Source organism: Calidifontibacillus oryziterrae (assembly GCF_000331575.1).
Classification (GTDB): domain Bacteria; phylum Bacillota; class Bacilli; order Bacillales; family Bacillaceae_J; genus Calidifontibacillus_A; species Calidifontibacillus_A oryziterrae.
Genome location: NZ_KB223527.1, coordinates 529,011 through 544,056, shown reverse-complemented (window position 1 = coordinate 544,056; position 15,046 = coordinate 529,011). Strand labels below are relative to the sequence as shown.

The 15,046-nt window shown below is 36.9% G+C and carries 18 protein-coding genes; 17 read left to right on the top strand and 1 reads right to left on the bottom strand.

Features of this window, described 5'->3' with window-relative positions:
- Position 1: 1 nt before the first annotated feature.
- The 14 genes from trpA to D612_RS0111175 all read left to right on the top strand — a co-directional run bounded on the left by trpA (position 2) and on the right by D612_RS0111175 (position 12,402).
- Positions 2-814, top strand: coding sequence for a tryptophan synthase subunit alpha (gene trpA, locus D612_RS0111240; protein ID WP_017755574.1), 813 nt, complete (start codon positions 2-4; stop codon positions 812-814).
- Between the two features lie 35 nt (positions 815-849).
- Complete coding sequence (gene hisC, locus D612_RS0111235) at positions 850-1,947, top strand: histidinol-phosphate transaminase (RefSeq protein ID WP_017755573.1); 1,098 nt, start codon at positions 850-852, stop codon at positions 1,945-1,947.
- A gap of 12 nt (positions 1,948-1,959) precedes the next feature.
- Positions 1,960-3,060, top strand: coding sequence for a prephenate dehydrogenase (locus D612_RS0111230; protein WP_017755572.1), 1,101 nt, complete (start codon positions 1,960-1,962; stop codon positions 3,058-3,060).
- A gap of 52 nt (positions 3,061-3,112) precedes the next feature.
- Positions 3,113-4,414, top strand: a complete 1,302-nt coding sequence (gene aroA, locus D612_RS0111225) for a 3-phosphoshikimate 1-carboxyvinyltransferase (protein WP_017755571.1) — start codon at positions 3,113-3,115, stop codon at positions 4,412-4,414.
- A gap of 76 nt (positions 4,415-4,490) precedes the next feature.
- A complete protein-coding gene (locus D612_RS0111220) occupies positions 4,491-5,402 on the top strand; it encodes a hypothetical protein (protein ID WP_017755570.1) in 912 nt (303 codons plus the stop codon).
- A gap of 88 nt (positions 5,403-5,490) precedes the next feature.
- Positions 5,491-6,756, top strand: a complete 1,266-nt coding sequence (locus D612_RS0111215) for a tetratricopeptide repeat protein (RefSeq protein ID WP_017755569.1) — start codon at positions 5,491-5,493, stop codon at positions 6,754-6,756.
- 95 nt (positions 6,757-6,851) lie between these two features.
- A complete protein-coding gene (locus D612_RS0111210; RefSeq protein WP_017755568.1) occupies positions 6,852-7,415 on the top strand; it encodes a ReoY family proteolytic degradation factor in 564 nt (187 codons plus the stop codon).
- A gap of 98 nt (positions 7,416-7,513) precedes the next feature.
- A complete protein-coding gene (locus tag D612_RS0111205) occupies positions 7,514-7,978 on the top strand; it encodes a DUF2487 family protein (RefSeq protein WP_017755567.1) in 465 nt (154 codons plus the stop codon).
- A 137-nt stretch (positions 7,979-8,115) separates the two neighbouring features.
- Complete coding sequence (locus tag D612_RS0111200; RefSeq protein WP_205619892.1) at positions 8,116-8,616, top strand: ubiquinol-cytochrome c reductase iron-sulfur subunit; 501 nt, start codon at positions 8,116-8,118, stop codon at positions 8,614-8,616.
- A gap of 14 nt (positions 8,617-8,630) precedes the next feature.
- On the top strand, positions 8,631-9,305 hold the full coding sequence (qcrB, locus tag D612_RS0111195) for a menaquinol-cytochrome c reductase cytochrome b subunit (protein ID WP_017755565.1): 675 nt from the start codon (positions 8,631-8,633) through the stop codon (positions 9,303-9,305).
- Between the two features lie 31 nt (positions 9,306-9,336).
- Positions 9,337-10,104, top strand: coding sequence for a menaquinol-cytochrome c reductase cytochrome b/c subunit (locus tag D612_RS0111190; protein ID WP_017755564.1), 768 nt, complete (start codon positions 9,337-9,339; stop codon positions 10,102-10,104).
- Between the two features lie 115 nt (positions 10,105-10,219).
- Positions 10,220-10,813: a lipoprotein heptaprenylglyceryl N-acetyltransferase LhaT gene (lhaT, locus tag D612_RS0111185; protein WP_017755563.1), complete on the top strand. Its 594-nt coding sequence runs from the start codon at positions 10,220-10,222 to the stop codon at positions 10,811-10,813.
- 57 nt (positions 10,814-10,870) lie between these two features.
- On the top strand, positions 10,871-11,653 hold the full coding sequence (gene ypjB, locus D612_RS0111180; RefSeq protein WP_017755562.1) for a sporulation protein YpjB: 783 nt from the start codon (positions 10,871-10,873) through the stop codon (positions 11,651-11,653).
- Positions 11,654-11,724: 71 nt separating this feature from the next.
- Positions 11,725-12,402, top strand: a complete 678-nt coding sequence (locus D612_RS0111175) for a zinc metallopeptidase (RefSeq protein ID WP_017755561.1) — start codon at positions 11,725-11,727, stop codon at positions 12,400-12,402.
- A gap of 27 nt (positions 12,403-12,429) precedes the next feature.
- On the opposite strand, the gene D612_RS0111170 is transcribed toward D612_RS0111175, so the two are convergent.
- Positions 12,430-13,305, bottom strand: coding sequence for a YitT family protein (locus D612_RS0111170; RefSeq protein ID WP_017755560.1), 876 nt, complete (start codon positions 13,303-13,305; stop codon positions 12,430-12,432).
- A gap of 197 nt (positions 13,306-13,502) precedes the next feature.
- Here D612_RS0111170 and D612_RS0111165 point away from each other — a divergent pair, with 197 nt between their 5' ends.
- The 3 genes from D612_RS0111165 to mgsA are packed head-to-tail and all read left to right on the top strand — an operon-like array spanning position 13,503 to position 15,044.
- Positions 13,503-13,835, top strand: coding sequence for a nucleotide pyrophosphohydrolase (locus D612_RS0111165; protein ID WP_017755559.1), 333 nt, complete (start codon positions 13,503-13,505; stop codon positions 13,833-13,835).
- The gene (gene dapB, locus D612_RS0111160) at positions 13,835-14,635 is read left to right on the top strand and encodes a 4-hydroxy-tetrahydrodipicolinate reductase (protein WP_017755558.1); all 801 of its coding nucleotides are present in this window, start codon (positions 13,835-13,837) and stop codon (positions 14,633-14,635) included. Before D612_RS0111165 ends, dapB begins: the two co-directional genes overlap by 1 nt.
- Positions 14,636-14,645: 10 nt before the next feature.
- Positions 14,646-15,044, top strand: a complete 399-nt coding sequence (mgsA, locus tag D612_RS0111155) for a methylglyoxal synthase (protein WP_017755557.1) — start codon at positions 14,646-14,648, stop codon at positions 15,042-15,044.
- Positions 15,045-15,046: the final 2 nt, after the last annotated feature.

Sequence of the window (15,046 nt, the reverse complement as noted above, 5' to 3'; positions counted from 1 at the left end):
AATGACTACATTTACAGAAAGACTACCAAAAACAGATGTATTATTTATTCCCTTTATCATGGCTGGTGATCCTAATGAAGAGATGACAATTGAAATTGCCCTTGCCTTACAAGAGGCAGGAGCCCATGTGTTGGAATTAGGTATTCCATATTCAGATCCATTAGCGGATGGGCCTGTTATCCAACGAGCTGCTCTTCGTGCTTTAAAGGAAAAAATGACGCTTAAAAAAGCGATGGCACTTGTCCCAAAGATGCGCGCAAAAGGATTGAAAATTCCTGTTGTAGTCTTTACCTATTATAATCCTGTGTTACAATTAGGAATAGAATCCTTTTTTGCTTTAGCGAAGGAAAATGATATAGATGGATTGTTAATACCGGATATACCGTTTGAGGAAAGTGAGTATATTCGGAAACGAAGCGTTGAGGAAGGAATTGAATTCATTTCCTTAGTTGCACCTACATCAAACGAGCGAATTGAGAAAATTGCCAAGCATGCCAGTGGTTTTTTATATTGCGTCTCGACATTAGGCGTTACTGGTATGAGAAGTAATTTAAATAACAATATCGTACCGTTTTTGAAAAAGGTAAAGGAAGTGAGTGCTATTCCAGTTGCAGTGGGCTTTGGAATTTCTTCGTCCGAGCAGGTTCAAGCATTAAAAGATCATTGTGACGGTGTAATTGTTGGAAGTGCAATTGTGAATAAAATTGAACAGCTTCGGGATCAACTGCTAAGTGAAATTGATCCAGTACGATCTAAAGCACTCAACGATTTAAAGGATACAGTCCAGTCTATTTTTCAAATTCCAAAAGCTTAAAGCTAGAATAGACTAGTGGAAATGGTGGGGTAACAATGAAATTAAAGGTGAAGGAACAATTATTTGGATTGACACCTTATCAGCCTGGGAAGCCAATAGAGGATGTAAAAAGGGAGCTTGGTCTTGAAAAAATAATCAAGCTAGCTTCAAATGAAAATCCGTTTGGTTGTTCCGAAAAAGCGAAAGAAGCAATTATAAAAAGCGTGGATGAAATGGCTTTGTATCCTGATGGATATTCAAAAACGTTACGCGAAAAGGTTGCAGGTTTAACCGGCGTCCGTGAAGACCAGATTATTTTTGGAAATGGTTCAGATGAGCTTATAGCAATCCTTTGCCGCGCTCTCCTATCACCGAGTACGAATACAGTAATGGCTAAGCCAACATTCTCACAATACAGCCATAACGCTGTAATTGAAGGTGCTGAAATACGTGAGATTGAAAATATAAATGGTGAACATGATTTAGATGGAATGTTAACTGCAATCGATGAAAATACTGCAATTGTTTGGGTTTGCTCACCTAATAATCCAACAGGCACTTATATAGGCGAAGAAAAACTGTTACGTTTTATTAAAAATGTGCCGGATGATGTCTTGATTGTTGTTGATGAGGCTTATAAGGAATATGTCGTTGCAGATGATTATCCTAATACGTTGTCATTTTTAAATGAGTATCCTAATGTGATTGTTCTTCGTACTTTTTCGAAAGCATATGGACTTGCCTCTTTACGAGTAGGATATGGAGTTGCAAATCCAGATTTAATTAAGGCGATTGAGCCTGCACGCGGGCCATTCAATACGTCACGACTTGCCCAAGCAGCAGTTTCAGCAGCGATTGATGATCAACAATTTATCCTAGCCTGTACAAAAGCAAATAGAGAAGGACTTGAGCAATATTACGAATTTTGTAAGGAAATGGGACTGTCATATTTTCCGTCACAAGGGAATTTTATATTGATAGACTTCAAACGATCTGGTCAAGAGGTCTTTGAATACTTATTGAAAAAGGGCTTTATAGTTCGTTCAGGGACAGCTTTAGGCTATCCTACATGTGTCAGAATTACAGTTGGTAGTAAACAGCAAAACGAAGAAATTATTGATGTATTAAAAGCAATGCTTGCTGAGTCCAAGTAGGAGGTCTATTCATTGAAAAAAAGCGTTTTTGTAATTGGACTCGGCTTAATCGGGGGTTCTATTGCATTAGCAATAAAACGGATAAACGATCATGTCGAGATTGTAGGATATGATGTAAATGAGGAACGGTTAAATTTGGCAAAAACATTACAAGTAATTGATAAAATTTCTACATCTATTTGTGATGGAGCAAAAGAGGCGGATCTCATCGTAATCTCTGCCCCTGTACAACAAACAGAAGACATCATTGAGATGCTTTCTAGGACTGAATTAAAACGATCTGTTATTATTACTGATGTTGGTAGTACGAAACAACAGATTGTTGAAAAAGCGAGCCTTCTTCTTGAGAAAGGGATTACTTTTATCGGTGGTCATCCAATGGCTGGCTCACATAAAAGTGGTGTAAGCGCAGCACGTCCACATTTATTTGAGAATGCATTTTACGTATTAACACCTACCGACGATGTTCGTGATGATAAGATTGTTGAATTAAAAAATTGGTTAGCAGGAACAAAAGCAAACTTTTTGATTTTAACTGCAAAGGAGCACGATCAAATTGCAGGAGCTATCAGCCATTTTCCTCATATTATTGCAGCCAGCTTAGTTCACCAGGTTGCGATCCTAGAAGAAGAAAATTCGGCTGTGTCTAATTTAGCAGCGGGTGGTTTTAGGGACATTACAAGAATAGCCTCAAGCAGCCCTGTCATGTGGCGTGATATTCTTTTGCATAATAAAGAAACCCTTATTGAGCTGTTAGGTAAATGGCAGCATGAGATGGATCGTGTTAAAGAAATGATTGAAGCCAAAGATAGCAATGCAATTTATATGTATTTTGAGGAAGCAAAGCAATTCCGCGATGGGCTGCCGATAAGACAAAAAGGTGCAATCCCATCGTTTTATGATCTATATGTTGATGTTCCTGATACTCCAGGTATTATTTCCGTTGTTACTGGAATTCTTGCAAAAGAAGAAATAAGTATAACAAATATAAGAATTATTGAAGCTAGAGAAGGCATCATGGGGGTATTACGACTTAGTTTCCGCAATGAGGATGATCGTAAGCGGGCACAGGAATGCCTCAAGTGCCATCAATTTGAATCATTTATAGAATAAAGTTGCCTCTATATTAAACAATTTTTTGTTCAACGGAAAGGGGGGTGCCACCTTGACTACACAACCATTAGTAACCAATATAACTAGTTTAAATGGAACCATTCAAGTTCCAGGTGATAAATCTATTTCCCATCGTGCCGTCATGTTTGGTTCTATTGCGAAAGGGAAAACAACAATTACTGGATTTTTACCGGGAGAGGATTGCTTAAGTACCATTAGTTGCTTTAAAAAAATGGGTGTCACCATAAATCAAGAGGGAGACTATGTTGAAATACAATCTGATGGTATTAATGGTTTAAAAGAACCGTTTGAAATATTAGATGTTGGTAATTCAGGTACAACGACAAGATTAATGCTTGGGATTTTAGCAACTAGGCCGTTTCATTCGGTCATCATTGGTGATGAATCAATTGCGAAAAGGCCAATGGGAAGAGTAACCGTCCCTCTCCGGCAAATGGGAGCCAGTATTGATGGTCGTAACAATGGAAAATATACTCCGTTATCAATTAGAGGTGGGAATACAACAGGAATTCGTTATGAATCACCTGTTGCAAGCGCTCAAGTGAAATCCGCTATTTTGTTAGCAGGACTAGGGTCTAAGGGAACAACAACTGTTACTGAACCTGCACTTTCAAGAGATCATACCGAACGAATGCTTGCAGCATTTGGAGCGAACATAACTCGAGAAGGATTATCTGTTTCTATCGAAGGTGGTCAAGAGTTGAAAGGTACTACCATCGAAGTTCCCGGGGATATTTCCTCAGCAGCATTTTTACTAGTTGCGGGAGCAATCGTACCTAATAGTAAGATTACGTTAAAAAATGTTGGTATGAATCCAACTCGTACAGGTATTATTGAGGTTTTAAAAAGAATGGGTGCGGACTTAGTCGTATTTAATGAACGCACAGCAAATGGTGAACCAATAGCTGATTTAACAATTGTGACATCAGAACTTAAGGGTATTGATATTGGTGGGGATATAATTCCTACATTAATTGATGAAATTCCTATAATAGCACTTTTGGCAACCCAAGCCGAAGGGAAGACTACGATTCGCGATGCTGAAGAATTAAAGGTTAAGGAAACAAACCGGATAGATACGGTTGTTTCGGAGCTTAAAAAAATGGGCGCCAACATTGAAGCAACTGACGATGGCATGGTTGTTTATGGCAAGGAAGCTCTTTGTGGAGCTGCTGTCGAAAGCTATGGGGACCATCGTATTGGCATGATGCTTGCTATTGCTGCACTTATCGCTAAATCTGAAGCTGTTCTTCATAATCCAGAGGCAATCGCAGTTTCCTATCCAAATTTCTTCCAACATCTTGATCAACTTATTCAACACAATAATATATGAGTTCTAGAGCGCCTTTTCTTATCATAGCTTGTTATAGGGATGTTTGTACAAGCTTTGATAGGGGGGGCGTTTTTCTTTGAATTATATTATTGACCATGCAAACTTCGTTTCAGACAACGGCATAACTATTCGTTCGTTTTTTATCGATAATAATAAAATTGTTTATTATGGAAGGTCGTTGGAGAAGTATAAAGCATTGCAGATGAATGTTTCGTCATATTTTATGACTCCAGGCTATGTCTTTTGCGACTTTCAATTATCATCAATTAGTAGCTTGCAACAATTTAAAGACCGGCTCAAACATTTAATAAAAAAAGGGTGCACAACTATAATAATTCCTTGGAGAATCCATTATGAAAGCGAGTTTCAGAAAAAAATTAAACAAGCGAGACATGCAATGATAAATAGTACGCTAGATTATGTAATTGGAGTACATTTATCCGTTGAAAAATTAACACCTACAATCGTTCGATTATGTAAACGCAATAAAGTTCCTTTTATTGTCGTAGATATTCCTCAATCGGCCAATATATATTCAATTCCATGGGGTTGGTTAAGGGAAGCGCAATATCAATACCAAATTCCCATTTATCCGCTTTGGGTTGGAACTGATGACAAAATCGTTAAGGAGCAGAGGGATCTTTGGGAAAAGTCTGCATCTCTAAATCGAATCCCAACCTATATTCATTTTCCAAAAAGCGAAACACCCTTATCGAAGGTTATTTTAAAACAAATAGGTCTTTATCCAAGAAAAGGGGAACTGTTAATTGGTAATGACCTTGACTACAATTTATTTATATACGGTGAAGAACACGAGAAAGTTGAAGATTGTAATAAACTTGATTATGATAAAAGTAATCCGATCATTACCGTTCACAAAGGGAGATTACTTAGAGTTCAAGACGAAATGAATTATTTCCCCGGTTTTGGGGTAGAATTAATAATTGACATTCCAGGACTTTTTGGAACGATTGAGATCATTTCATAACAATAATAATAACAATAAAGATAAAAGTGATAATAAATACATTACACAAAGAAAGTAAATGCTTAATGTTAAGAGGAGATTTGAACAAATGAATGAAGCGATTGAAGAAGCTATTAATTTAGTAGAAAACGGGCAAGTAGATGAAGGGTTAAACCATTTGTATAAATTAAAGGAAAGCGTAAAAAACCACGATGATAAGCTGTTAATTGCTGACTTGTTTTTGAAATGGGGATTTTTAGATGAAGCAAAAGAAATTATTTTCGAATTGCTAGAATTATATCCAGACGAGGGACAGCTGTACATTGATGCTGCGGAAATTTTAATTGAGCAGGATAATGAAGAAGATGCATTGGAATATTTAGAGGAGATTAAAGAAGGTGATCCAGCATACCTGCAAGCATTAGTAATAATGGCTGATTTGCTACAGATGCAAGGTCTTGATGAAGCTGCTGAACAGAAGCTTTTAATGGCCAAAAAGCTCGCACCTAATGAATCGTTAATTGATCTCGGTCTAGGACAATTTTATGCTGACATAGGTGAGTATCAAAAAGCAATTCCTTATTATGAGAAGGTTTTAGCTGATGGTAGTGAAGTGGAGCAAATTAATATTTATATTCTCCTAGCAGATGCATTTGTTCACATTGGTAAATTTGAAGAAGCACTTGAAAATTATGAGAAAGGCCTACAACAACGAATTGAAATAAACGCCCTGTTTCATTATGCTTTTACAGCATTTCAGCTTGAAAGATATGAATTGGCGATCGCGAAGTGGAATGAACTTAAGGATCTAGATGAGGAATATGTGGCGCTCTATCTTTATTTAGCAAAAGCCTATGAACATATTGGTGCACTTAATGAAAGCTATAAGACGATTCAACAGGGACTTGAACTAGATCCTAATAATAAAGAGCTTCTTGTTTATGCAGGTAAAATGGCGATGAAATTACAAAAACATGAAGAAGTAGAGGGATACTTACTGAACGCGACGAATGTTGATAATGGCTATATCGAAGCAATTAATCTATTATCAAGCTACTATTTAAATAGCTACCAATACGATAAAGTAATTGAAAATATCGAGCGTGCAATCGATACAGGGGAATTTGATCCTCAATTTGAGTGGGATTTAGCTACAGCAAAAAAACACATAGATGACTATAATCATGCATTAATTCACTACGAAAATGCATATACTTCTTTTAAAGAGAATATTCAGTTTTTAGAGGATTTCGGGTATTTCCTACTTGAAGAAGGAAACCGAGACAGAGCGAAGGAGATATTCAAAATAGTTCTTGTACTTGATCCAGCAAATGTAGAAATTGAACAGGAGCTTTATCGGTTGGAGGAATTGTAAAGATTTTGTATGAAATTGTCTAATTGTTTTTAAAGGAGTTATTGGAATTAAAAAGAAATTAACAGGTGAGAAGAGAACACAGAGGAGGGATATTTTTGGCTACCCCTGTTTCTGTCAATGAAAAGAAGGAGTTTGTTCGCTGGTTTTTAAATCATTATCAATTGAAGAGACGAGAATGCGTTTGGATATTAAATTATTTGATGAGTCATGACCAATTGTTAGAAAATGTTCATTTTGTTGAACAAGCTGAATATTGTCCGAGAGGGATCATTATGTCTACTCATTGTGTAGACGATGTTCCATTTCGCTTTTACAAGGAAAATGTTATGACAACAGATGCAGAAAAATCGTTTCATGACATTCGTCTCAATCGCGATCAAGACATTTATATTCAACTAAATTTCAGGTCAGCCTTCTCCTGCGCACAATATGTTGCTGTTTTAGAGGAAAATCATTTCATTCCAAAGCATCTTCAATTTAATGAACAAGATCAGCAATTAGCTCAAAGGTTCCTTGAAGAAACAATTATCTCATTTCAAAAAGAAAAGCTGCAAACTGAAATTGATAAGGCAATAGATATGCAAGATATTGAAGAATTTATGAGACTTTCTGAACAGTTAAATCAATTATTAGGTCGGAGAAAACCTTCCTCGGATTAAAGTGAGGAAGGTTTTTTATTTGCTGAAATGGTAAACTACGTTAAAACATGGTTTAATAAGGTCGTATGGTGTAGTTTTATTGTGAAGGAGAGTTACATATGAGGTGGATTACTAAAGATATTGAAATGTTTTTAAAGGCGAAGGAATATGTTGATACCGTTATTGTCCCTTTAGTTCCGATTACATTAAGCGGTGATGTGAAGCCTATTGTAGAAATGGGAGAGTTTATTTCACTAATTGCAACGGAGCTTGAAAGGGAATATAAGGGCAGATTGCTTGTATTATCTGCATTTACTTATCTAAAAAACGAAGAATACGCAAGCTTATGTGAACGGTTAAACGTTTGGTACAAACATTTAACTGCTGAGGAAGTGAAGCATGTTGTGTTGTTAACAGCTGATCCAGATTGGAAGCTCAATGAAAAAGACTTAGAAGCAACACTGCTATGGATTCCATCTATTTCGATTTATGAGATCGACAAAAAGTCGTTGGAACAATTGGTAAAATCACAAATGAAGCAAATCCAAACAATCGTAATGAGTCTGTGGCAAAAAGAGAAATAATGCTATGATGTATAACGAAATTCGACAGGATTTTATTGACCAAAAGACAAGTTTACGCTATCATGAGTATGTCCTAGTAATATGTGTGTTTATATTAAATTTGTCCGGTTGGACTATCCTTAAATAGAGGGGGGAAAATGATGAGTAAGGATAATCGAGTGTCTAGACGTCAATTTCTTAACTACACATTAACAGGTGTAGGAGGATTTATGGCTGCGGGAATGCTTTCTCCAATGGTTCGTTTTGCAATTGACCCTGTATTAAAGCCAGCCTCTGAAGGCGAATTCGTTGCTGTAGTTGAGGAAAGTAAACTTACTACTGAGCCGCAACGTTTTGACTTTACAGTTCATCAGGTCGATGCATGGTATGAGTCAGATGTTACAATGTCAGCATGGGTCTATAAGAACGATGCTGGTGAGATTGTTGCGATGTCACCGATTTGTAAACATCTTGGCTGTACAGTAACATGGAATGATCCAAAACATGCGAATATGTTTTTCTGTCCATGTCATGATGGCTTGTACGAAAAAGACGGTACAAACGTACCAGGTACACCACCAATTGCACCTTTAGACCTTTATGATCAAAAGGTTGAAGGTGGAACATTATATTTAGGGAAAGCTAGACCACGAGCATAGGAGGGGCGTAATAAATGCTTAATAAAATATATGATTGGGTAGATGAGCGTTTAGATATTACGCCGCTATGGCGTGATATTGCGGACCATGAAGTGCCAGAGCATGTGAACCCAGCTCATCACTTTTCAGCATTTGTATACTGTTTTGGCGGACTTACATTTTTCATAACTGTCATTCAAGTATTATCAGGTATGTTCTTAACAATGTATTACGTACCAGATATTAAAAATGCTTGGGAATCAGTTTATTACTTGCAAAACGAAGTGGCATTTGGCGTAATTGTACGTGGAATGCATCACTGGGGAGCAAGTTTAGTTATTGTAATGATGTTCTTACATACATTACGTGTGTTTTTCCAAGGAGCTTATAAAAAGCCAAGAGAATTAAACTGGATTGTTGGGGTTTTAATTTTCTTCGTTATGTTAGGCCTTGGATTCACAGGATACTTATTACCATGGGATATGAAAGCTTTATTTGCAACAAAGGTTGGTTTACAAATTGCAGAAGCTACACCTGTGATCGGTACTGCAGTTAAAACGTTACTTGCAGGAAGTCCGGAAATCGTTGGTGCACAAACATTAACTCGTTTCTTTGCGATCCATGTATTCTTCTTACCTGCGGCATTATTTGGATTAATGGCATTCCACTTTATGATGATTCGCAAGCAAGGTATTTCAGGACCGTTGTAAGATACAATTTATATAAAAGGGAGGGAAGACGATGCATCGCGGAAAAGGTATGAAATTTGTTGGGGATTCTCGCGTTTCTGCTGAGAAAAAGCCTAACATTCCTAAAGATTATTCCGAATATCCAGGGAAAACGGAAGCGTTTTGGCCGAATTTCCTTTTAAAAGAATGGATGGTTGGAGCTGTATTCTTAATCGGTTATTTATGTTTAACGATCGCTCATCCATCACCACTTGAACGTATTGCTGATCCTACAGATACAAGTTATATTCCGTTACCAGACTGGTATTTCTTGTTCTTATATCAGCTATTAAAATATGAGTTTGCATCAGGTCCTTACACAGTTATTGGTGCTCTAGTAATGCCAGGGTTAGCGTTTGGAGCATTGTTATTAGCACCATTCCTAGATCGTGGTCCGGAGCGTCGCCCATCTAAACGTCCAGTAGCAGTTGGCTTAATGCTATTAGCTGTTACGGCGACAATTTTCTTAACTTGGCAATCAGTTGCTACTCACGACTGGGAAGCAGCTGCGCAACAAGGTCAAATTAAAGAAGCGGCTGAGTTTGACGCAGAAGATCCAGGCTATAAAGCATTAGAAGCAAGTGGCTGTTTAATGTGTCATGGTGCTGACTTAACTGGTACAGCTGCAGGTGTTACATTAGTTGGTACTGGTTTAACACCGGAAGAAATTTCTAATATCGCTGTCAATGGACAAAATACTATGCCACCGGGACAATGGAAAGGCACAGACGAAGAACTTCAAGCTGTAGCAGAATTTATTTCCAAGCTTGGTGCAGAGTAATATTTGCGAATTGAAGCAATTAAAGCTGACTTTCAAACGAAAGTCAGCTTTTTCTTGTTTATAAAAGTTTGGTACAATGAGATAAACTATTTTATAAATTTTCGGAGATGAGTAAATGAAATTAATGATTCAACTTTTGGGGCAAAGATGGGTGTTATCGTGCTTACTCTTTATTAATTTAATTGGGACCATTTACGGCTATTGGTGGTATAAAGGACAGCTAGCGGAAACTCCGTCACACTTTTTGATCTTTGTCCCAGATAGCCCGACAGCAAGCTTGTTTTTTGTTTTTGTTATAATTGCTTTTCTTTTAGGCACTAATTGGCCGCTAATAGAAGCGTTGGCAATCGTTACGTTATTTAAATATGGTATATGGGCAGTAGTCATGAATGTTCTAGTTCTACAGGTTTCGGGTGAACTGCACTGGACAGGTTATATGCTAATTGCTTCACATTTTGCTATGGCTGTTCAAGGTGTATTGTACGCGCCTTATTATCGCTTGCAGTGGTGGCATCTGATTATTGCTGGTATTTGGACATTACATAATGATGTCATTGATTATGTGTTTGGTATGATGCCAAGATACGAAATGCTAAGTGATTATACCTCACAAATTGGGTACTTTACATTTTGGTTAAGTATTATCTCTCTTTTCATTACTTACTGGTTTTGCATTCGAAAGAATAGCTATAAAACCAACTTTATTTAATGTTCTACTCTTGTCCTCTCCTACATAAAATCTTAGAAAGATATAGGGGGGACAAGTATGAATAAGAAAATAATATCCGTAATGTTTGTACTAATATTATATTTATCGCAAATAGCATTTGCGAATAATGAGTTAACATGGTCGGATTTTGATAGCATGACAGACAAAGCCCTCTTGCTGACGAAGCAAGGGAAATATGCGGAGGCAAAGCAAACGTTAACTAATTTTTCAGAGCAATTTGTTAAACATTTTCCTAAAGATGATAATATTTCAATGAACGATTTAAGAGTAATTACGATTAGTGCTGATGAGGCAATTAGAGCGGTTACCGCCGTGTCTCTAAGTGATTCTGAACGAATAAGGAAGGTAACTCAACTTCGGTTAGCCCTTGACGCTCTACACAGTGAACATCAACCAATGTGGAGAGCAATGGAAGAGACCGTATTACAAAGTTTTGCCAATCTAAAAGAGTTTGCATTAAGTGGAGACACAGAAAAGTTTAAACTTCAATATAATCAATTTTCTGTGGCTATTGATACCATTTATCCAAGCTTAGTACTAGACTTAGATCCTGAAGTAATCTCACGACTAGATTCTCATCTTCGTTTTCTTGAAACTTACGATCGAATAACTGAACAGAATAAGAAAGAACACATGACATTGATGGAAGAGGACATGTATAATCTATTCGGAAAAACAAGAGGCGACCAGGCTGACCCTTCTCTTGTTTGGGTGATGGTGACAACAGGTAGTGTAATTTTGGTTACATTAGTTTATGTAGCCTGGAGAAAATATAAAGGAGAAAGAATTTCTAAAATGAAGGATCAAGGCCGTCCGTAGTTATTAATTGACGAAAAAAATTTCTTTCAATAAAATATAGGTAGAAATATATTAATGGAGGAATGTGCAGGATGGGCTTTATAGTATACTTTGCCATTATCATTTTGATCCCTTTATGGGCACAAATGAAGGTGAAAAGTGCATATCGTAAATATTCACAAATACAAGCATCTTCAGGAATGACGGGTGCACAGGTGGCAAGAAAAATTCTTGACGATAATGGTTTATACCATGTTCGAGTAGAGGAAACACATGGCGTATTATCTGATCATTATGATCCACGTGATAAAACAGTTCGATTGTCAACAAATAATTATTACGGAACGTCAGTTGCTGGAGCCGCAGTAGCTGCCCATGAGGTTGGACATGCGCTTCAAGATTCACAAGACTATGCATTTTTACGCTTTAGACATGCTTTAGTACCTGTTGCGAATTTCGGTTCTAATATTTCATGGATTTTAATTTTGATCGGCTTTTTAGCTGGAGCAACTGGCTTTGTATTGTTAGGAATTATTTTAATGGCTGCAGCCGTATTGTTCCAAATCGTGACATTACCAGTTGAATTTAATGCCTCAAGCAGAGCAATGGATGAAATTGTTGGTTTAGGCATTATTCGAAATGATGAGGAACGAGAAACTAGAAAAGTATTAAGTGCAGCAGCATTAACATATGTTGCCGCGGCATTAGTTGCAGTTCTTGAGTTAGTTCGATTAATCTTGATTTATACAGGTATGACAAACGAAGAATAAATAGTAAAGGCTGGGGTTCCAGCCTCTTTATTTTTCCAAGGGTTCTTTATTTTCGTCAAGTGTAAATCCTTCTCCTAAAACGTCATGTACCTCACTAACAGCAACGAAAGCATGTGGATCAATAGAGATAATTAGGCTTTTTAGTTTTACGATCTCATTTCGACCAACAACACAATAAAGGATATTACGTTCTTTACCAGTAAATCGACCAATTCCTTTTAGAACTGTGACACCGCGCTCCATATTATTCATAATTAATTGTGCAATTTGGTCATTTTTTTCAGATATGATAGTTGCACCACGAGCAGAATAAGCACCCTCTTGCATAAAATCAATAACCTTTGCACCTACAAATACGGCAACAAGAGTGTACATCGCTTCTCGATAGTCTAAATAGGTTATAAGCGATAGAAGAATCACACATGCATCAAAAAGGAACATTGTTTTCCCCATACTCCAGCCGCTATATTTATTTACAAGACGTGCTATAATATCGACACCGCCAGTCGTACCACCAAATCGAAAAATAATTCCAAGTCCAATTCCTATAAATACCCCAGCAAACAATGCAGCAAGGGTCATATCGTCATGAAGAGGGATTGAAAACGGGCGATATCGCTGAAAAATCCATAAAAATACGGACACACTGACAGTTCCTATTATCGTATATAAAAATGTATTTTTGCCAAGGAGCTTCCAGCCAATAAAGAATAGAGGAATATTTAGAATTAAGTTTGTTACGGAGGGATCAAAATGAAATAAAAAATATAAAAGTAACGTAATTCCCGTAAATCCGCCCTCTGCTAAATTATTTTCCATATTAAAATGAACAATTCCAAATGAAAAAATTGCTGAACCAAATAAAATAAAAATAATATTCAACGGTTTAATTGTTAGTTTCATTATGATGCCTCCTTGAAAAGTACATACAAAAAGCATTTTCATTATAGTTTAGTTTGGAAAAAATGTGAAGAAATAGTCATTTCAATCACATCTGTATCTTAATTAATAAAAATAATTGTACCAATTGTTTGTAAAAGTTCATAAATTTAGCTAACATGAGATAGTAGTAGTTTGACAAGCTAAATGAGGTGAATTGCTTGAATGACAAAACAATGAAAGAAATGCAACATGAGGTAGACCTATATATTAGCCAATTTAAGGAAGGATATTTTAGTCCTCTGGCAATGCTTGCAAGAATGACAGAAGAATTAGGGGAGCTATCTCGCGAAATCAATCATTATTATGGTGAAAAGCCAAAAAAACATGATGAAGAAGAAAAAACTATTGAACAAGAGTTAGGTGATCTTTTGTTTGTATTAATTTGTTTTGCTAATTCTTTAAATATAAGCTTAGATGAATCTTTTGATTTAGTGATGGATAAATTTAAAACTCGAGATAAAGAGCGTTGGACGAGAAAAGAGTGTGAATAATGGAGAAAATTAAAATTATTTTAGCAGGACCACGCGGGAAAATGGGGATGGAAGCTTTAAAGCTAATTAAGGAAACAGAACATTTTGAACTTGTTGCAGCAATAGACCGAAAAAATGGTGGAAAGATGATCTCAGAAATTGATGGACTACCCGCGTATGATGCACCGATATATGAGGATGTGGACCTTTGCTTTCAAGAAATTCAGGCAGACGTGCTTGTGGATCTTACAACACCTGAAATTGGTCGGAAGCATACAGAGGCTGCAATTAAATATGGAATTCGTCCTGTAGTGGGGACAACTGGTTTCAATGAAGTAGAGCTGTTGGAATTAGCAAAGACTGCAGAACAAAAAGGCATCGGTGTAATTATTGCTCCTAACTTTGCAATAGGAGCCGTGTTAATGATGAAATTTGCACAAATGGCATCAAAGTATTTTCCTGATATTGAAATTATTGAACAGCATCATGACCAAAAGCTTGATGCACCATCTGGAACAGCCATTAAAACAGCTGAATTAATATCAAAGGTTCGCCAGCAGAAAGATCAAGGACATCCGAATGAAAAAGAAACAATAACAGGTGCAAGAGGTAGCAAAATTAATGGTATGCATATACATAGTGTTCGTTTACCAGGGCTAGTGGCTCATCAAGAGGTCCTTTTTGGAGGGAATGGGCAGCTATTAACGATTCGCCATGATTCACTTCACCGCTCATCATTTATGTCTGGCGTAAAGCTTGCTGTCGAAGCTATCATGAAGATTGACATTTTAGTATATGGTTTAGAGAACATTATAGAATAGGGGTTGGACGATGAATATTGCTTTAATAGCACATGACAATAAGAAAGAAGCTATGATCCAATTTGTCACAGCCTACAAGTTATTATTTGAAAACCACAATTTATTTGCAACAGGTACAACAGGGAAACGGATAATTGAGAATACAGGCCTTGTTGTTCAGCGATATCAATCAGGTCCTTTAGGTGGAGACCAACAGATTGGTGCTATGATTGCAAACAATGAAATCGACATGGTTATCTTTTTCCGTGATCCGTTAACAGCACAACCACATGAACCTGATGTATCGGCACTTTTAAGGCTTTGTGATGTGTATAATATTCCGTTAGCATCTAATATGGGAACTGCAGAAATATTAATTCACGGATTAGAGCGAGGCGATTTTAGCTGGCGAAGGATTAAAGGACAATAATA